At 61.9% G+C, this 17,806-nt stretch carries 19 protein-coding genes and 1 tRNA gene; 9 read left to right on the forward strand and 11 right to left on the reverse strand.

All coding sequences use genetic code 11. From position 1 onward, the window contains the following. From BDB13_RS27160 to BDB13_RS27185, 6 genes are all read right to left on the reverse strand, one after another. Positions 1-1,524 (reverse strand): hypothetical protein, encoded by a 1,524-nt coding sequence (locus BDB13_RS27160; protein WP_094274510.1) that lies wholly within the window; start codon positions 1,522-1,524, stop codon positions 1-3. A 31-nt stretch (positions 1,525-1,555) separates the two neighbouring features. Continuing rightward, positions 1,556-1,768 carry a hypothetical protein gene (locus BDB13_RS27165; protein WP_094274511.1) on the reverse strand — a complete coding sequence of 71 codons (213 nt, stop codon included), beginning with the start codon at positions 1,766-1,768 and terminating at the stop codon, positions 1,556-1,558. An 83-nt stretch (positions 1,769-1,851) separates the two neighbouring features. Next, positions 1,852-2,133 carry a hypothetical protein gene (locus tag BDB13_RS27170; protein ID WP_094274512.1) on the reverse strand — a complete coding sequence of 94 codons (282 nt, stop codon included), beginning with the start codon at positions 2,131-2,133 and terminating at the stop codon, positions 1,852-1,854. A gap of 15 nt (positions 2,134-2,148) precedes the next feature. Further along, positions 2,149-2,718, reverse strand: a complete 570-nt coding sequence (dcd, locus tag BDB13_RS27175) for a dCTP deaminase (RefSeq protein ID WP_094274513.1) — start codon at positions 2,716-2,718, stop codon at positions 2,149-2,151. A gap of 66 nt (positions 2,719-2,784) precedes the next feature. Continuing rightward, positions 2,785-4,311: a flavin-containing monooxygenase gene (locus BDB13_RS27180; protein ID WP_094274514.1), complete on the reverse strand. Its 1,527-nt coding sequence runs from the start codon at positions 4,309-4,311 to the stop codon at positions 2,785-2,787. A 156-nt stretch (positions 4,312-4,467) separates the two neighbouring features. Then, entirely contained in the window at positions 4,468-5,088 is a 621-nt protein-coding gene (locus BDB13_RS27185) for a TetR/AcrR family transcriptional regulator (RefSeq protein ID WP_094274515.1), read from the reverse strand. 85 nt (positions 5,089-5,173) lie between these two features. On the opposite strand from BDB13_RS27185, the gene BDB13_RS27190 reads away from it, so the two are divergent. After that, positions 5,174-6,133 carry an alpha/beta hydrolase fold domain-containing protein gene (locus BDB13_RS27190; RefSeq protein ID WP_254922979.1) on the forward strand — a complete coding sequence of 320 codons (960 nt, stop codon included), beginning with the start codon at positions 5,174-5,176 and terminating at the stop codon, positions 6,131-6,133. A gap of 57 nt (positions 6,134-6,190) precedes the next feature. Next, positions 6,191-6,264: transfer RNA gene (locus BDB13_RS27195), tRNA-Gly, on the forward strand. 8 nt (positions 6,265-6,272) lie between these two features. Here BDB13_RS27195 and BDB13_RS32295 read toward each other — a convergent pair. From BDB13_RS32295 to BDB13_RS27220, 4 genes are all read right to left on the reverse strand, one after another. Continuing rightward, the gene (locus tag BDB13_RS32295) at positions 6,273-6,650 is read right to left on the reverse strand and encodes a hypothetical protein (RefSeq protein WP_176459683.1); all 378 of its coding nucleotides are present in this window, start codon (positions 6,648-6,650) and stop codon (positions 6,273-6,275) included. A gap of 278 nt (positions 6,651-6,928) precedes the next feature. Then, a complete protein-coding gene (locus BDB13_RS27210; RefSeq protein WP_094274517.1) occupies positions 6,929-7,327 on the reverse strand; it encodes an MmcQ/YjbR family DNA-binding protein in 399 nt (132 codons plus the stop codon). Further along, positions 7,324-7,725, reverse strand: coding sequence for an MmcQ/YjbR family DNA-binding protein (locus BDB13_RS27215; RefSeq protein ID WP_254922980.1), 402 nt, complete (start codon positions 7,723-7,725; stop codon positions 7,324-7,326). The genes BDB13_RS27210 and BDB13_RS27215 overlap by 4 nt, the downstream gene beginning before the upstream one ends. A 220-nt stretch (positions 7,726-7,945) precedes the next feature. Continuing rightward, positions 7,946-8,548, reverse strand: a complete 603-nt coding sequence (locus BDB13_RS27220) for a TetR/AcrR family transcriptional regulator (RefSeq protein ID WP_094274518.1) — start codon at positions 8,546-8,548, stop codon at positions 7,946-7,948. 158 nt (positions 8,549-8,706) lie between these two features. Here BDB13_RS27220 and BDB13_RS27225 point away from each other — a divergent pair, with 158 nt between their 5' ends. From BDB13_RS27225 to BDB13_RS27255, 6 genes are all read left to right on the forward strand, one after another. Continuing rightward, a complete protein-coding gene (locus tag BDB13_RS27225; protein ID WP_094274519.1) occupies positions 8,707-9,783 on the forward strand; it encodes an alkene reductase in 1,077 nt (358 codons plus the stop codon). A 30-nt stretch (positions 9,784-9,813) separates the two neighbouring features. Then, positions 9,814-10,527 carry an SDR family oxidoreductase gene (locus tag BDB13_RS27230; protein ID WP_094274520.1) on the forward strand — a complete coding sequence of 238 codons (714 nt, stop codon included), beginning with the start codon at positions 9,814-9,816 and terminating at the stop codon, positions 10,525-10,527. Between the two features lie 86 nt (positions 10,528-10,613). Continuing rightward, entirely contained in the window at positions 10,614-11,648 is a 1,035-nt protein-coding gene (locus BDB13_RS27235; protein ID WP_094274521.1) for an NADP-dependent oxidoreductase, read from the forward strand. Then, a complete protein-coding gene (locus BDB13_RS27240) occupies positions 11,645-12,502 on the forward strand; it encodes an alpha/beta fold hydrolase (RefSeq protein ID WP_094274522.1) in 858 nt (285 codons plus the stop codon). Before BDB13_RS27235 ends, BDB13_RS27240 begins: the two co-directional genes overlap by 4 nt. A gap of 373 nt (positions 12,503-12,875) precedes the next feature. Further along, positions 12,876-13,130 (forward strand): hypothetical protein, encoded by a 255-nt coding sequence (locus tag BDB13_RS31795; RefSeq protein ID WP_141210701.1) that lies wholly within the window; start codon positions 12,876-12,878, stop codon positions 13,128-13,130. A gap of 666 nt (positions 13,131-13,796) precedes the next feature. Further along, the gene (locus BDB13_RS27255; protein ID WP_094274525.1) at positions 13,797-14,432 is read left to right on the forward strand and encodes a TetR family transcriptional regulator; all 636 of its coding nucleotides are present in this window, start codon (positions 13,797-13,799) and stop codon (positions 14,430-14,432) included. Here BDB13_RS27255 and BDB13_RS27260 read toward each other — a convergent pair whose 3' ends face one another. Then, complete coding sequence (locus BDB13_RS27260) at positions 14,433-15,764, reverse strand: MFS transporter (RefSeq protein WP_094274526.1); 1,332 nt, start codon at positions 15,762-15,764, stop codon at positions 14,433-14,435. It lies immediately after the preceding gene. A 435-nt stretch (positions 15,765-16,199) separates the two neighbouring features. Here BDB13_RS27260 and BDB13_RS27265 point away from each other — a divergent pair, with 435 nt between their 5' ends. Continuing rightward, complete coding sequence (locus BDB13_RS27265) at positions 16,200-17,768, forward strand: class I adenylate-forming enzyme family protein (RefSeq protein WP_094274527.1); 1,569 nt, start codon at positions 16,200-16,202, stop codon at positions 17,766-17,768. The last annotated feature ends 38 nt before the right edge of the window (positions 17,769-17,806 follow it).

The raw sequence follows: 17,806 nt of genomic DNA on the forward strand, positions 1-17,806 counted from the left end.
TCACAGCCCGAATATTCGTTTGAGAAGACCGAGATGTTCGTCAGCCCATCCGATAAGCCCGAGAGTGTCGTCGAGATTCTGCGGCGGGTTCCGTACCAGTGTGTCCCGCCTGACCAGCCGATCAAAATCCACAGTCGCGGAATCGAACTGCACCCCCGCAACCGACATGATCTTCACCAGTTCCTGTGCCAGAACTCCGTAGGCCACCGTGGTCGGATGCACTCCGTCCAGCGAGAACAGGCCGCCGGACGCTCGACCTCCCCTCCCGTCGGCGGACAGGAACCGTGAATCCGGTACCGGCGCAAGATCAGTGATCGCCTTGGGCAACGGATAGGGCGTCCACCACGACGGCCTCGCGTTGACGTCAGCGATGTATCTTCGCGATGCCACGCGCTCGAGAAGTCCCGCGACATCGAAGAGGTGCCAGTCTTTGCCCACCCGCCGAGCGTTGGCCACGGCCTGCTCGATCCCCTTGTTGTACAGGTCGATCGCCGTGTCGACTGCCCAGGCCTGCGCTCCGGTGATGTGCTGATCACGTCGGGGATCGAAGTCGGCGTCGCGCACCCAAGGCCGGGCATAAAACGGGAAGTACCGCGAACCGGTTTCGACCTTGCCACCCAGACCGCGCGCTATCGGGGCAATCGTGACGTGCGGAACCGTGCAGAGGATCACGTGTTGCGCATTGATTCGCCGAATCGCAGTGAGTACGTCGGCGTACTCCGACGCGAAGTGACTCGGCTGCCACACCGTGTAGTCACGCTTGGCATCTTGGTCACGAAAGTTGTTGCCGCTCCACTGCACCCGAAGCTCTGTCACCGTCCGAAGCGCATTGTTCGCGCCGAGAAAGACAATCAGAGTTTCGATTCCCTCCTTGCCCAGTTCTGCTGCCGCGTCGAATGCCGTCATGTGTTTCTCGGCATCCGTACCGCGCGGGAGTACCCGCAGTGCGGCGCGCTCGCCGTTGTTCTCGACGATCTGACTGAGCACATCGTCGTGAGGTTGATGCATCGCAGCTTCGCAGGATGCTGCGGTTTTGGTGAGCGCATCCCGCAAATCCCAACCGTAAACCGAGAGATTGTGATTGATCGCCGAGAATGTCGGTGCGAAGCTGCCCGCGCCACGTTCCCAATAGTCCTCGACCTGATCCATGAATCCGCGTGCCGCGAACAATGCCAGTGGAATCTCCCACAAGTCAGTCGTGGTACCGAAACGCTCTTCCAATGTTCGTAGCAGCAGTTCGATGTTGAGCGGAAGACCACCAGGGCCGCCGTATCGAGGGAATCGAAATTGGTCGAACCAGCCCAGTTGATACGCGATGATCGCCGGATACGACAGATCGGTATTGAACACCGCCCCGCTCTGAAATCCCTGGCTCAGGGAGTCCCCGATTGCCACCAACCGATGGCGGGCGGAGCCGGCAGACGGGACTACCGAGATTCCGAGTGTGGAATCGAATTGTGGAACACGCGGCCCGGCAGCTGCTGCGGCCACGACGTCGGCCGGAGTATCAGAAGGCAGTTCCATGCACGTTCACCTCCAGCGAGGTCCCGCAATGTCAGCCGATCAGCGGTGGATTACGACGATCATTGTGCGGACGTTCGGATGATGCGTCCGCTTCGAAGGACGCGGCAGTCCGATCCGCCCAGGCTTGATTGCGGCTTTCGAATTCGGCACGGTCGCGCCTCGCAATGGCCCGACCGAAAAGAATGGCGATCGGAATGGCACACACCACCCACACGAGCAGTACGCCGCCCACAATCCACCACATAACACGCCATTATGCCCGAATAGTGGAGAAGATCCCGACAGCTATCCCATGAGTCCACAATGTGACATCTGAGATGCCACTCATCAGTCGGCCGAATTGTTGGATTCTCGGCGTCTACGGATCCGAATCCATTCACGAACTGCAATGCCGAATGCCGCAAAACCCAGCAAATCAGACATGGTTAGTCCGTGCTGCGAGTTGAGCGACCACAACACTTGTCCCTCGAGTGGTCCGTTGAACAGCAGCCACGCCACTGCCGCAACTGCAGTGGCCACGGCACTGCCCATCGAAGGCTTGAGCAGACACACAGCGGTGGTGACAAACAGCAAATTCATGAAGATCAGGCCGTAAAAGAGACTGATCATCACCGTGATCCACCGTCAGCCGCGGTTGAAGTTCAGGTACGCCTTCGACGGGGTCGGTCCGCGCTGGCCCTGGTACTTGGAACCTGCCTCGGAACTTCCGTACGGGAACTCGGCTGCGCTCGAAAGTCTCAGCAGGCACAGCTGACCGATTTTCATTCCCGGCCACAAGATGATCGGGAGATTCGCGACGTTGGACAACTCCAGCGTGATGTGGCCGCTGAAGCCCGGATCGATGAAACCTGCGGTGGAGTGCGTCAGCAGGCCCAGACGCCCCAAGCTGGACTTACCTTCGAGGCGTCCCGCCAAATCGTCGGGCAGTGAGCACACCTCGAGCGTCGAACCGAGGACAAACTCTCCAGGGTGCAGAACGAACGGCTCGCCCTCCGCCCGCTCGACGAGGCTGGTCAGTTCGTCCTGACGCTGCGCCGGGTCGATGTGCGTGTATCGCGTGTTGTTGAAGACCCGAAACAGACCGTCCAGTCGCACGTCGACACTGGACGGCTGAACCATCGTGTCGTCGAAGGGGTCGATGCCCAGGCGTCCAACGGAAATTTCGGCACGGAGGTCACGATCGGAGAGCAGCACACGTAGAGGTTACCGGTTCAGGCCCTCCGAGCCGACCAATCGTCACAGCCGTAGGGGTCAGGGCCATCACACCGTGACGTGCCGCACCGCCCTGGTCTTGTAGGCCGAGAGGTCGAAGCGTGAGAGCTTACGACGCAAGTTGCTCATCGATCCCGGCCACGGCAGCGCCACCCGGCCGTTATCGGCAAGGTAGTAACTCGCGCATCCACCCAGCGCAAAAGTCGATGATTTCATTGTCTTGTCCACGGCGTCGACAAAAGCCTGCTGCTCTTCCTCCCGAACCTCGATGCTGGTCAGTCCGTGCGAACGTAAGGATTCGAGCGCCCCGAGAATGTAGTCGGTTTGCGCCTCCGCCATCACGAAACCCGACAAGGTTCCCGCGTTGGGTCCGAACATGATGTACGCGTTGGGGAATCCCGCCATGGTGGTTCCCATGTAGGCCGTCGGGTTGCCGTCCCACACGTCGGCGAGGCTCCGGCCGTCTTTTCCGTGAATGCGTTCAGCCACCGGATGATTTTGCAGAGTATGAAATCCGGTGCCCAGAACGATGGCATCGGCGACAGCTTCTCGGCCGTCCGCCGTAATGACGGAGTTTTCGGTTATCCGAGCTGCCGGGGACGTCCAGAGGTCGACATTGTCGCTCGCCAACGCCGGGTAGAAGTCGTTGGAGAACCCCAATCGCTTGCACGCCGGCGCGTAGTCAGGAGTGAGATCGGCAATCATCTGCGGGTCGGTAATCGACTTCCGGATGTGTGCCTTCGCCACGGTCGACATCGCACGCGCGAAACGCGGAAACTTCGTCGCGAGAACAAAGAAGATGTCCATCGGAATCCAGATTCCCAGTCGCATTGCCTTCATCAAAGCCGGGAATCTGCGTAGCATTCGACGCTCGAATGCTGTTGTCTTCCAATTTGGTTTGGCCATCACCCACGACGGAGTTCGCTGCAGAACCGTCATCTGCTTCACCGCTGGTTGGATGGCCGGTACAAACTGAATTGCCGACGCGCCCGTGCCGATGACTACGACGTTCTTGCCCGTCGGATCGAAGTCTTTCGGCCAGTTCGACGAGTGGAAGACTTCACCCGTGAAATCCTCCAGGCCCGGCAACGACGGGATGATCGGCTCGTGGAGTGGACCTGCGGCGGCGATGAACGAACGAGCTTGGTAGACACCTTGATTCGTCGTAATTTGCCAACGCTGGAGACCGTCGTCCCACGTTGCGTCGAGCACTTCCGTTCCCAGTTCGAATTTCTCCGCCAACTGGTACTTCTCGCACACACGATTCAGGTAAGTCTCGACTTCACTCTGGGGTGAGAATCCGGCGCTCCAATCGGGATTGAGCTCGAACGAAAATGAATAGACATGCGACGGAATATCTACGGCGCAACCGGGATACGTGTTGTGGTGCCAGGTCCCGCCGACGCTGTGCGCTCGTTCGACGATCACGATGTCGTCGATCCCTTTTCGTAGGCAGCCGATCGCGGCCGAGATTCCGCAGAGTCCCCCGCCCAGAATCAGCACGTCGACGACGCGCTCGCCTTGCCCTTCGACAGTGGGAGTCGACTCCGCGATTCTCAGGTCCTGTGTAGGCATGTGTATTCACCTTCCCGATCGGCCGAAACTGGCCATTGAAGTGACGCACACCACACGTTAGTCAGTAACCACTTACTTGTCTAGAGCCAATTTGGGCACGTCAGAGCCCTTGACAAGGGATGCAAAAGGGATAAGTATGCAAACACTTACTTGAGATCAGGGGTTTCGCTCGACCAAACCGTCGATCACGATCGCGGTGATCTGTTCCGCCAAGGTCACCCGATCACGCGAGCGTTGATTGAGCTGATCCGAGACAGTGAGAAACCATGCCGCTCCGAAGATCATCTGAACAACCAGCTCGGCATCAAATTTCTTGTGCGCCCAGGCTTTCAGATTGATTTCCACAACTTCTTGAATCTTGTCCAGCGACGGCATGATTCGAGTTCGAAAATAGTCGGTCGACGCTTCCGACTGACCGAACAGCATCACACCCAGTAGGGGCGCAACCTCCCCCATCACATCGAGGAGTTCGGCAATGAATGCAGATGTACGAGCGCGCATGACCTCCGCAGTCACGTCGAACTCTTCGGGTGGGGCACCGGACGCATCGACCAATCGCATCACCGCAGCCTCGAGGGGCGCCGCCACCGCAGCCTCGAACAACTCTTCCTTGGATGCGAAGTGCCGGTACAGCAACGCCTCGTTGACGCCGGCTTCCACAGCGATATCGCGGGTTCTGGCTCCGGCGAGCCCGGTGCGCGAGAAGACAGTTCGAGCAGAACGAACAATTTGTTCGCGACGGTCGTCGGCGCTCAAACGCTTGCGCGGCGCGGTCACCGTTCACGCTCCCATCGCACTGACACTGTTCTAGTCCGGTTCTGCACCATCCGACCCTACCGCCCGTCTCCCAGAAAGAAATCTCATGAAACTACGAATGCCTCCCGCACTCCTCCGAATGGGACTTCGCGGTGCCCGCCCCCTCTTCACCTCATCTCGCCTACCGATTTCGACCAAACGCACACTCGTCGACCTGCTGTCGCAAGGTGCGCGGCCACCCCGAGGAACCCGAATCCAAGGCACCGACCACATCGGCGGCGTCGAAGTCGAGCGGGTACGGCCACCCAATTCTTCGGACTCCCACACACTCCTGTACCTGCACGGCGGTGGCTACGCCCTGGGAAGTGCCCGCGGCTACACCGGATTTGCGGCCAACCTCGGAGCTGCAGCGGGCATGAACGTCGTCCTGGTCGAGTACAGACGTGCCCCCGAACATCCGTTTCCGCACGCCCTCGACGACGCACTGGCCGTGTACCGGGCACTCGTCTCCAGCGCGGAAGATGCATCGAAGGTGGTGATCGCCGGCGATTCTGCTGGCGGCGGTTTGGCTCTGGCACTCGCGATGGCCTTGCGTGACAACGGAGATCACCTACCGGCGGCCCTCGGATTGATCTGCCCGTGGGCCAACCTGGCTGCCGACGTCGAACACCGTCGGAAAGCCGGAACCGACCCCTTAATCATTCCTTCACTCATCTCCGATTGGGCGCCCGCCTACGTCGGGAGTGCCGACGCGGCAGATCCGATGATCTCCCCCGTGTACGGCGACATGAGCGGCCTACCGCCCGTCGTACTTCATTCAGCCGGGCAAGATCCGATCTCAGCAGATGCCCATCTGCTCGAAAAATTGTTCCACGACAACAACTCTGGCGCCATTGTCGAGCACTTCCACAATCCGCATCGGTGGCATGTCTATCACCTGCAGGTCGGATTTCTCCGCGATGCGGATGATGCCCTCACGCACTTGGGTCAACGACTGGCTGCGTATGCAAAACACCCGCGGCAACAACGCCAGTCAGGCTTCGCACACAATGGGCAGGTCGTCTGATAATGTTCGCAACGCAGGGTTTCGGGTGGGATGTGAACGTCCCCGATCCCTGGTTGTGCCGGTGTGGTGAAGTGGTATCACGTGACCTTCCCAAGGTCGAGTTGCGGGTTCGATTCCCGTCACCGGCTCCATAGGGTGTTCACCACGCGGCTCTCACGGCGCCGTCCGGGTAATCCGCCGCGAGAGCGTCGTCACCGTCGCGCGGCGGGAGCGACGCGTCGCATCCGAGACACCGAGACACCGAGACACCGAGACGCGGGGTGACGGCATAGCGGTTCACCGTGGCCGGATGAAAGATCTGCCCGACGTCGAGCGGTAGCCCTTGCTCTCGAGCCCACGCCACCAGCCCTGTCACCGTCGCGATTCTGTCCATCACCACCTGCGACCGCTGGGTAGGCGCGAAGCCCTGCCGGACGGAAGATACGGGAGAGGATCCGAGAATGCCTTCCTGCTCACGATCCCGGCGGCCGAGAAGATCTCCGCCACACCAACGTCGGTCAACACACCTGTCAGCCACGTCGACCTCAACGCACCGCCACCAACCGCGGCAGTCTCGCCGGGTACTCGAACGTGGCTATCAGCGCCGCCGCCTGATCCCGGCTCGTCCGGTGCGAGGCCACCAACGGACCCGACCCCGCACCAGCAACATCCTTCTCCAGCCGTTCGACCCACTGCGCCCGCACCGGACCACACGAACAGCTCCGGAACCGACCCGCACCGCGGTCACTCTCCCGACATCGACGATCATTCTTAGCGACGGAAAATCAAAACCAGATGTGCAGTCGTGGTTCGCGTCTAGCGTTGGAAATGGCTGTTGATCGATTTGGCCGGGTACTTCGGTCGTTTCCACAGAGGGACGTTCTCGACGACGGCGTCATACGAGTCGATGACGAGGCTTTCGACCAAATCCTCCGTAATACCGGGTCCTGTGCCGACGGATACCCAATGTCGTTTGTCGAAGTAGCGTCCGGGCGTTATGGTTTCGTGGTTTCTTTGAAGTGCACGCCCACGTTCTGGTGGCACTTTCACGGTCACGATGAGATTGGCGGGGTCGTCGGTGACGATCAGGAACACCTTGTCGGCGACCTTGTAGACATCCAAAAACTCCGTCAAGGGGTATCCGTGACTGACTCCGGGAAGACGCATCGCTGTACGTCGACCGACCAGTTGAACGTCGGTGTCAGGCAACGTCATGATCGGCTCTGTCCGAATGTTTTCGGGTCGACAGGCCTCTGACTCTTGGGAAGCTTTTCCAGTACCAGGAGGTACGACTCCGTCACCAGTTCGTCGACTAGTTTCTCGTCGATCCCACCACCAGGAGTCAGCGTGATCCAGTGCTGTTTGTTCATGTGATAGCCCGGCGTGATGTGCTCGTGCGAAGCCTGTAGCGATTTTGCATCTTCCGGGTCCGCTTTCAAGATCACCATTGGTTCACCCGTGACTTGGGTGAGCAGCATAAAGACCTTTCCACGGACTTTGAAAACCTCCCAGCCCTCCCCGAACGGGTGCTCCAACCCTGCTCCTGGTAGTTCCGCCGCTCGCTCGGCCGCTCGCTGCTGAAGCTTCGTCCCATTCATAATTGCTCCCGCCATGTCGCTGTCCTGGGTAGCCTTGCGTCACACGCGACCGGTGATGGACTTTCACAGGTTAACTTCTGAGTCCCGAGACGCTCCGATGTTCGTGTGAACAATTGTTTTCCAACGCCATTGCGGAACGACACCTACGCGTCGTCGCCATGGTTGTGCCTCGAAACGTCACTGGGGCTCTTCCGGTTCGGCCGACCGAGCGACGTCGCAGAGGTCAGCTGTGCGGTCACTGCGGCAGGAGGACGGACACCTGGCCCCTGATGTCCTCCACGATCTCGTCGACACTGCGAGCAATGTTGATCGTCAGCGACATGCTCAGGAACATGACCGCGGAGACTATGTGCGCCAGGGTGGCTGCGTAATCGGGCCGCACGCTCTGGTCGCGTTGCAACACCGCAGCGATCGCCTGCTCCGTCTGGACGGTCAGGTCGAGGGCCTCGGCATGGTGCGGTTCGCTCGGATCGCCGAAGACCATTTCCTTGAGATAGGTGCGGCCGTTCTCGATCTGCGTCCGGTTGCATTCGACTATCTGTCGGACAATCGCCATGATCGCGCCGAGTGCGTCAGGGACGATCTCGGCTGCCTCCCGGCCGCGGGCGAGCGCCTCGGTGTAGGCGGAGTTCTGAACGAGCAGGAGTAGTTCGCCTTTCGTCTTGACGTACAGAAACAGTGTTCCGGTGCCAACGTCGGCTTTGTCGGCGATCTGTTGGGTTGTGACCTCGTCCACGCCGTGTTCGACAAAAAGTTCTCGGGCGGCGGCGGTGATGCGGTCGAGTTTCTGCTGCTTGTTTCGCTCGCGCCGTCCGGACGGCTGGGGAACGGATGACATGACGGATATCCTTCGGGAATAATTTCTGAGTAGACTCAGTTTTGAGTATAGTCACTATTGATGCAGTTCAGACGTTCCTCTCGATCGTCCCACGAGAAGACACATCTGCTCCGGACCGGTGACCTCCCTGGCCGATCAACCTAAGGAACACCCAGCTCATGACCTCACCTTCACTCTGGCAGCCGTTCACCCTCGGACGCGTCGAACTCCAGCACAGACTCGCCTTGGCCCCGATGACCCGCAACCGGGCACACCCGGACGGCACCCCGGGCCCGCTCGTAGCGACCTATTACGGCCAACGCGCCTCGCTCGGACTGGTCATCACCGAGGGCACACAGCCCTCCGACGACGGCCAGGGTTACCCGAACACGCCTGGGATTTACACCCCGGCACATATCGAGGGCTGGTCGCACGTCGCCGACGCAGTCCACGCTGGAGGTGGGGCACTGTTCATCCAGCTGATGCACGTCGGCCGGATGTCGCACCCCGACAACACAACCCACCACCGCCAGCCGGTAGCGCCGTCGGCGATCTCGGCCGATCAGGACATGTTCACCGCGACCGGTCCGCAGAAGACTCCGGTGCCGCAGGAGCTGAGCATCTCGGACATCGAGACCACGATCGCCGATTTCCGCCACGCCGCCGCATCCGCAATCGCGTCCGGCGCCGACGGCGTGGAGATCCACGGCGCGAACGGGTATCTGCTGCACCAATTCCTCTCCCCCAATTCAAACCACCGCGCTGATCTGTACGGCGGATCGGTGGAAAACCGGTCCCGATTCGTGATCGAGGTTGCCGCCGCAGTAGCCGAGGAGATCGGAGCCGACCGGGTAGGAATCCGGCTGTCACCGTCGATGCCACTCGGCGGTATCGACGAGGGCGATACCGAGAGTGTCCGCGCCCAGTACACGCACCTGGTCGGAGAACTCGCGGCGCTGAACCTTGCTTACCTCCACCTCCACCACGTCGGTGACGACGAGCTGCTCCGCACTTTCCGCGACGTGTGGCCGACCGCAGTACTCGTAGTGCGGTACGGACGCACGCGTGAGCAGATCGCCGGCGACATCGATGCCGGCCTGGCGGATATCGCGCCGCTGGGACAGTTCGCACTGGCGAACCCCGATGTCGTCGAGCGCCTGCGCACCGATGCCGCACTCAACGCTGTGGATCCGGCCACCCTGTACGGCGGCGGTGAATCGGGGTACACCGACTACCCGACCCTCGCACGCGTCTGACCACCCGCCACGCAACCCAAGGAGCCTGACATGCCCTCACTCAACGGATCCGTCGTTCTCGTCACCGGAGCGAACGGCGGCATCGGAACCCACTTCGTCCACCAAGCCCTCGCTCGCGGTGCCACCAAGGTGTATGCGACCGCCCGCACCCCTCGCACGTGGGACGACAAGCGGATCGTCCCTCTGACCCTCGACGTAACCGATCCCACGTCTATCCGAGAGGCGGTCGCCGCCGCACCGGACGTGACGGTGCTCATCAACAACGCGGGCACTTCCACCTCCAGTGCCGGGATCCTCACCCATACCGACGAGGAAATCCGCGCCAACGTCGAAACCAACTTCCTCGGCCCCCTCTTTCTCGCCCGAGCCTTCGCACCCATCCTGAGCAGCAAAGACGAGTCGGCCATCATCGACATCCACTCGCTACTGAGCTGGTACGCCGTCGCGGGTATCTACAGCGCCACCAAGGCAGCCTTATGGTCGGCAACCAATTCCCTGCGCCTCGAACTCGCTCCCCAGGGCGTCCACGTCGTGGGCGTGCACGTCGGCTGGGTCGACACCCCCATGGCCGCGCACTCCACCGACCCCAAAACTGATCCCGCGGACCTCGTACGCATCGTGTTCGACGCCGTCGAGGCCGGCGAGTACGAAGTGCTCGCCGACGAAGCCACCGTCCAGGTCAAAGCGGGACTCAGTGCACCCGTCGAAGCGCTCTACCCCCAACTCAAGGCCACCGACGCCTGACAAGCCATCGCGGAGGCGTCACGGAACACAAATAGCCGCGACGCCTCCGCTAGCTACCCGTCCTCGTATCAGAAGGAATCAAAGTCATGAGAGCGTTCGTCGTCACCAAATACACAGGGCCACTCCAAGAAACCGACGTCCCCGAGCCGGCTGTCGGAGACCACGACGTACTCGTTCGGGTTGACGCGGCGGGACTCAATCAACTCGACGAGAAGATTCGCGTCGGCGAATTCAAACAGATACTCCCGTATCAACTTCCCTTGATCCTCGGCAACGATCTCGCCGGCGTTGTCATCGAGGTCGGGCCGAAGGTTCAGTCGTTCAAACCCGGCGACGAAGTATTTGCCCGACCTGACAAAGACCGCATCGGCACATTCGCGGAGCGCATCGCCGTCGCAGAGTCGGACCTGGCGCTCAGGCCGGCATCGATCAGTCTCGTAGAAGCGGCATCCATGCCATTGGTGGCGCTGACGGCGTGGCAGGCACTTGTCGAGCGCGGCAACGTGCAGCCCGGGCAGAAGGTCCTCATCCATGCCGGCGCCGGTGGTGTCGGATCCGTTGCGATACAGATCGCGAAACACCTCGGAGCAACCGTGGCAACCACCGCAAGCGCCGCCAACGCCGACTTCGTTCGTGAACTCGGCGCTGACGTCGTCATCGACTACCGCAACGAGGACTTCGCCGAACTCCTACACGGCTACGACCTGGTGCTCGACAGCCTCGGCGGGAAGAACCTCGAAAAATCCCTGCGCGTGTTGCGGCGCGGTGGCAAGGCGATCGGGATCTCCGGTCCCCCGGATCCGGCTTTCGCCCGCGAGAACGGCCTCAATCCGCTACTGCGACTGGCGATCACCGGCCTCAGCTTTGGCGTCCGCCGCCGGGCCCGCAAGCTGGGGGTGAGCTACGAGTTCCTCTTCATGCGTGCCGACGGCGATCAACTCCGCAAGATCGCACAACTCGTCGACGACGGTGTGCTCCGTCCCGTCGTCGGAAAGGTCTTCCCGTTCGACCAAACCCCGCAGGCGCTCCAGGCGCTGAGCAAGGGCGGCATCCGAGGCAAAGCTGTCATCAGTAACACCCGACACTCCGAATCCGCAACCGACACAAGGACATCACCATGAGTACCGACAGCGACTCCGTCGTCACGTCTTATGCGAAAGCTCCGACCCGCACCGTCACCGCCGGCGGCGTCACCTACGCGTACCGCGAAGTGGGCCCGAAGGGCGGTATCCCTGTCGTCTTCTTCGTCCATCTCGCCGCGAACCTGGACAACTGGGATCCTCGCATCGTTGATCCCATCGCCCAGGACCACCACGTCATCACCTTCGACAACCGTGGCGTCGGGGCCTCCACCGGAACAGTTCCCGACACCATCGAAGCAATGGCTGCCGACGCCGTCACCTTCATCAAAGCTCTGGGCTTCGACAAGATCGACATCTTCTCATTTTCTCTCGGCGGAATGGTTGCCCAAGAACTTACGGTCCAACACCCCGAACTTGTCCGCAGGCTCGTCCTCACCGGCACCGGCCCCGCAGGAGGAAAGAACATCGACAAGGTCGCCGGCACAACCTATTACGACATACTGCGGGCTACCCTGACCCGGTCCGACCCGAAGGAATTCCTGTTCTTCAACCGCAACACCACCGGAAAACGTGCCGCTGCCGCATTCGTCAAACGACTCGAGGAGCGCACCGAAGACCGAGATACACCCGTCTCGGTCAAGGCCTTCCTGACCCAACTCAAAGCGATCAAACGATGGGGCCGCTCCACACCGGCAGACCTCTCGAGAATCACCGCACCCACCCTGATCGCCAACGGCGACCACGACCGCATGGTGCCATCGAACCTCTCCGACGACCTACACCGCCGAATCCCCGGTAGCAAGCTGATCATCTACCCCGATTCCGGGCACGGCGGCATATTTCAATACCACGACACGTTCGCCCCGGCTGCCGTCGAGTTCCTCTCACACTGAATGCGCGAAAGTACCTCCAGGCCAAGATAACCGAAAGGAACCGCCGGTGACGATTGACCAGATCCTTGCTCAATGGAGCGAGGACGAGAAGGCAGTTCGCGCGCAATTGAGCTCACCCGACGCCGACCCGAAGTAATGTGCTGCGACAACCCCTCCATCTCCGCCTCCGCCGCATGCCTTCTCCCACAATCTCTCGGTGACTGAACTGCCAAGGGCTCGCGAAATCGATCATTCTGTTCAGAGAAATCGACACCGGCACAACCGGATTCTCGATGCACCCGATGCGATCAAAGCAGGCACCAACTGGACGAGCGACATATATGGTCTTCTAGGCGTCGTTCGGCGTCGAACAGCACTAGCGAAGAGGATCGACTTGAAGCGTTCAATCATCGTTGCGCTGGCCAGCGCAACCATCGCTCTCGGCACCGTCGCTTCGGCATCGGCCGCGCCCTCTAACCTCGCAGCTCCGACCGCTGGCGGCAGCTCCGGCAGCGTCGACTTCTTCTACGGGCCCCCTGGCGGCGGCAACTCCGGATCGACCGATCTCGCCAACAGTTCGATCCAGGGCCCGATCAGAGTGCTGTGCTTCTTCGTCGCAGTCTGTGGTGAGCTTCCCGACTGGCCGTAGGACTGACGGCGCAGTTGCCGTGCCGGAAGCCGACCCTTCGCCTCGACCAATTCGCATGCACCCCAAGGTGACCCACCATTTGCGAACACCCCCTCCATCCACCGTCCGAACATGGGGCAGATTCCGGCCGACCGCCAAGGTGGATCGTCGACATCCCTCGATGCGGCGATCCGCACTGCGCGTGTGACCAGTCCACTAAGACCTGCCCGCGGTTCCACCGCCGAAAATTCGCTCAGCATATTCTTGGCTGGCTACGATCGAACACTCAGGTGTCAGATGGGATTCGAGTTCCTCCGGCTACACAGTAAGCGCTCCGTCGAAAGTTCTTTGTTCGCTTCGGGTGATGTGCTGCAGGACCATTTCTCAGGCGCCTGGCGAGCCTTCATTGGAATCCTGCGTGAGGAGTTGCTCGGACAGCATTCCAATGCCTGCCGGGCGTAGCCGCGCCACATCGAGGCGAGCAGGGCCATGACGACGTCACCACCACCCTCGCCGCCCGCCGGCAACACCCGAAACGCCCCGCCTACCCTAAGTTAAAGCCTGCCAACGCTCGAGACTTGTACGATCGCCAGACACCGCCGTCGCGGTAGCACCCACAACGCTCGTTGCCGGATTACCTTCGGCAGCAACCCGACCGCTCAAGCTGACCAGAGGAGTCCGAGGGCCATGGCCCGACCGTCAAAGCCGTTGATCAGCCGCGCCGCCGCCGTTGCCGCGGCAATTGAGATCATCGACAACGAGGGCCTGGAGGCATTCAGCCTGCCGCGGCTCGCGCGGGCGCTCGGCGTCAAGGCCCCGTCGCTCTACCACCACTTCGCCGACAAGTCGGAGATCCTGTCCGAGGTCGCGAAAGCAATCGTCTATGAGACCCGTATCCCCCGCGACCGGCCCTCGGACCAATGGCAGGACTGGCTCATCGCCTACAACTTGAACTTTCGAGACGTGATTCTGCGCCACCGGAACGCGGCCCCAGTGCTGTTGCAGTTCCTACCCCGCGACATGGTTACCGATGTCTGGGAGCAGGCTGCCGTCTATCTGGAAGAGTCCGGGGTCCCGATCCAGCTGCACGTCCCAATCCTCGACGGCACGGAAAAGCTGACGATGGGTATCACGCTCACCGAGGCGATGCGGCCGGAGTCCAAGCGCGCAGTGGTCTTCGCCAACGTCAAGGCCACCGCGCACCCGGTCCTCAGCGCGGCAGAGGCAGCGCATACGGCCACACCACGGCAGCGCCACGAGCAGATGCTGCGCAGTTTTCTCTACGGCGTGACGCACGAGGACCGGGACGAGATAGCTCACTGACTAGACGGCCGCGAGCTCCTTGGTCGCGGCGCCGGTCGTCCGACTGTTGCGGATCTGTGCGTAGGCGATCCCGAGCGCTGCGAGCAGGGCCGGGAGGACAAACGTGAGGAAGATCGAACTGGTCGGCCAGCCGAGGTCCACCATCGCGCCCACGATCATCGGGGTCGCAATGCTGCCGACCCGGCCGAGACCTGCAGCGATGCCCATGGCCGAGACTCGGGCCTCCGGACGGAACAGGATGGGCACCATGACGTACAGGCCGGTGAAGGTCGCCATCAGGCAGACACCGAGCAGTGCGGTGGAGACCAGAACCGGGTTGAGCTGGGTCGAGATGATCGACATGAAGCCGAACAGCACCGCACCTCCGAGTGCGAATCCACAGGTCACCCACATTGCGGAGAATCGAATTGCGAGCGCAGCGAAAATCAGCGTTCCGATCACGCCGCCGAGGGAGAACAGCAGCCCGCCGCTGATCCCCTCGTTCTGGGACATGCCCGCGAGCGTCAGGAGCTTGGGCGTCCACGAGTTCCCGAAGAAGTAGACAGAGTTGACCAGGAAGAACACCAGGCACGTGATGACGAGCGCCCAGGACTTCAGCGCCGCGTTGCCGGAACCGGCGGCGACCTTGGGAACGACGCCCGCGGCCTCGACGACAGTGGAGGGCTTCAAGTTCATCTTCCGGACCAGCTCGTCGAGCTTCTTACGCGCGGCGGCGGTTCCCCGGGACTCGAGGTAATCCGGCGATTCGGGGATGGCCAAGTAGGCAACGAGCGCGATGACACCGGTCATAACCGCACCGAGCCAGAACGCGGACCGCCAGCTGAAGTGGTTCATCAACACGGCCGCGACGGCCCCACCCAGTAGGCCGCCGAGCGGGATGCCGATGGCGAACAGCGCAATTAGTGTCGGGCGCTTGCGTGCCGGCGCGTACTCGCCCACGATCACCGGCAAGCTGGGGATGATGCCGCCCATGCCGAGCCCTGTGAGCAGACGGAGCAGCGCGAGCTGGGTGACGTCCCCGGCTACCGCCGAAAGTGCCATGCCGAGGGTAATGATGAGCAGCGAGGCCACCAACAGCGGCCGGCGACCGTAGCGGTCGCCCACCGGGCCTAGCGCGATGGAGCCCACCGCCATGCCCACCAGCCCGGCGCTGAACAGCAGCCCGGATTCGGTGCCGGTGATACCCCAGTCATCGGTGATCGGCAGCACCGCGAGCGAGATGGAAATGATGTCGTAACCCTCAGCCATCGCGGCAAGTCCGCAGAGGAGGATCACCCGGATCTGGAGTTTGCTGATCGACGAGGAGTCGATCAGTTCGCGTGCTGTGAGCATCGAATTCCTTACGTGAGACTGGGATCGTGAGACTGAGATCAGTGAGACTGGGATCGGGGGCCAGGCCTAGTGCGCGAACGCGTCCGGGCTACCTCATTGGAACGTGATGAGGGCTGCGGCGGCACGGCCTGTTCGGCCTGCACACCGGGGCGACACAGCAGCAGAAACACGTCCGCTTGTGCCTTGAATCACATCGGAAACCTAACCCATGTCGGTTAATTGGTCAATCGATAAATTGACTGGAGCTGCCACTTTGGGTTCACTTGTGATGTCTCGCACATGATGATTTAATCTAACGTCGTACGGTTTAACGTGAATAGTGGCGGTCGGCGATGCCCGACGAAACTACAGCGCCGCCGGGCGTCAATTGCCTCCCCGGACCGTAAAAACCACGTCCTGGATTTGCCACAGTGGACACGATGGAAGGACGACCCCTTGGCTTTGTCTGATTTCTTCGATCAGGGTTGGAACATCAATCCGAAGGCCGTCGCCTATCGCCACGGCGATACCACCTGGACCTTCGACGAGGCGGGCGAACTGTCCTGCCGAGTCACCAATGCACTGCTCCGCGACGGCATCCAGCTCGAGACGAAGATCGCGGTGCTCTCGCCGAACGACCCGGCAGCGTGGCTGTGCGTCATCGGCGCCTGGCGCGCCGGTGGGGCCTGGGTGCCCTTGAACCCCAACAGCCCGGTCAGCGACAGCATCGGCTTTGTCCAGCGGTTCGACTGTGAAGTGCTGTTCTACCACCCGTCCAAGGCCGCGTCCGTCGACGAGATCCACGCGGCAGTGGGCGACGCCGTCAGGTATGTCTGCCTGGACGGCGACAGCGACGGACACCGCCCGTACGCCACCCCGCTGCAGGAATGGCTGGGCGACGTACCAGCCACCCGCCCCCGCGTGGACATCCCGCAGGACTCCCTCGCGATCATCTCGCCCACCGGCGGCACCACGGGCCTGCCCAAGGGTGTCATGAACACCCACCGCAGCTTCGGCATGTGCATCACCCAGCTGATGATGGCCATGCCGTACCGGGCCGACGAGCCCGTGGTGAACCTGGCCGCGGCCCCCATGACCCACTCTGCGGGCATCCTCACCCTGCCGGCCAGTGCCCGCGGCGGCAGCGTCGTCGTGCTGGCCCGCCCCGACCCGACCTCCCTGCTCGATGCCATCGACCGGCACCACGTCACCGACGTGTTCCTGCCGCCCACAGTGATCTACCGCCTCATCGAGACCCCCGATCTCGGCAACTACGACTTGAGTTCGCTGCGGTACTTCCTCTACGGCTCGGCGCCCATGTCCGTGGAGAAGCTGCGCCAGGCCATCGGCCTGTTCGGCCCCGTCATGATCGAGTGCTTCGGCCAGACCGAGGCCCCCGGCTCCATCGCGTTCCTGCGCCCCGAGGAGCACTTCGTCAACGGTGAGATCGCCGACGACAAGCGCCTGCTCAGCTGCGGACGCCCGTTCCCGCTGGTCAAAATCGAGATCCGCGACGACGAGCACAACCCGGTGCCCACGGGCACGCACGGCGAGATCTGTGTGCGCGGCGACCTCGTGATGAGGGGCTACTACAAAAACCCCGAGGCCACGGCCGAGGCCGTGCGCGACGGCTGGCTGTACACCGGCGACATCGGTTTCCTCGACGACCGCGGCTTCCTGACTCTGACCGACCGCAAGAAGGACATGATCATCTCGGGGGGCTTCAACGTCTTCCCCGCCGAGGTCGAGCAGATCATCTGGACCCACCCCGCTGTCCAGGACTGCGCCGTCATCGGCGTGCCCGACGCCACGTGGGGCGAAGCGGTCACCGCCGTCGTCGAGCTCAAGCCCGACGCGGACATCGACATCGCCGAGTTGCTCGAGCTCTGCCGGGAAAAGCTCGGCTCGGTGCGCACCCCGAAGCGGGTCGACATCATCGAGCGCCTCCCCCGCAGCGTCAACGGCAAAGTACTGAAGAAGGACCTCCGCGAGCTGTACTGGACGAACGAAGACCGGCGCGTCTAGCCCCGAATCGACTGCCCTTCAACCGAACTAACAAGAGA

Source organism: Rhodococcus sp. OK302 (assembly GCF_002245895.1).
In the GTDB taxonomy this organism is placed as follows: Bacteria; Actinomycetota; Actinomycetes; order Mycobacteriales; family Mycobacteriaceae; genus Rhodococcus_F.

Coding starts and splice junctions, on each gene's coding strand:
- BDB13_RS27255 (WP_094274525.1), top strand. CDS start 13,797: ATGGCCCGACCGTCAAAGCCGTTGATCAGCCGCGCCGCCGCCGTTGCC.
- BDB13_RS27165 (WP_094274511.1), bottom strand. CDS start 1,768: ATGTGGTGGATTGTGGGCGGCGTACTGCTCGTGTGGGTGGTGTGTGCC.
- BDB13_RS27160 (WP_094274510.1), bottom strand. CDS start 1,524: ATGGAACTGCCTTCTGATACTCCGGCCGACGTCGTGGCCGCAGCAGCT.
- BDB13_RS27260 (WP_094274526.1), bottom strand. CDS start 15,764: ATGCTCACAGCACGCGAACTGATCGACTCCTCGTCGATCAGCAAACTC.
- BDB13_RS27240 (WP_094274522.1), top strand. CDS start 11,645: ATGAGTACCGACAGCGACTCCGTCGTCACGTCTTATGCGAAAGCTCCG.
- BDB13_RS27170 (WP_094274512.1), bottom strand. CDS start 2,133: ATGATCAGTCTCTTTTACGGCCTGATCTTCATGAATTTGCTGTTTGTC.
- BDB13_RS27225 (WP_094274519.1), top strand. CDS start 8,707: ATGACCTCACCTTCACTCTGGCAGCCGTTCACCCTCGGACGCGTCGAA.
- BDB13_RS27220 (WP_094274518.1), bottom strand. CDS start 8,548: ATGTCATCCGTTCCCCAGCCGTCCGGACGGCGCGAGCGAAACAAGCAG.
- BDB13_RS27190 (WP_254922979.1), top strand. CDS start 5,174: ATGAAACTACGAATGCCTCCCGCACTCCTCCGAATGGGACTTCGCGGT.
- BDB13_RS27215 (WP_254922980.1), bottom strand. CDS start 7,725: ATGGCGGGAGCAATTATGAATGGGACGAAGCTTCAGCAGCGAGCGGCC.
- BDB13_RS27235 (WP_094274521.1), top strand. CDS start 10,614: ATGAGAGCGTTCGTCGTCACCAAATACACAGGGCCACTCCAAGAAACC.
- BDB13_RS27180 (WP_094274514.1), bottom strand. CDS start 4,311: ATGCCTACACAGGACCTGAGAATCGCGGAGTCGACTCCCACTGTCGAA.
- BDB13_RS27230 (WP_094274520.1), top strand. CDS start 9,814: ATGCCCTCACTCAACGGATCCGTCGTTCTCGTCACCGGAGCGAACGGC.
- BDB13_RS27210 (WP_094274517.1), bottom strand. CDS start 7,327: ATGACGTTGCCTGACACCGACGTTCAACTGGTCGGTCGACGTACAGCG.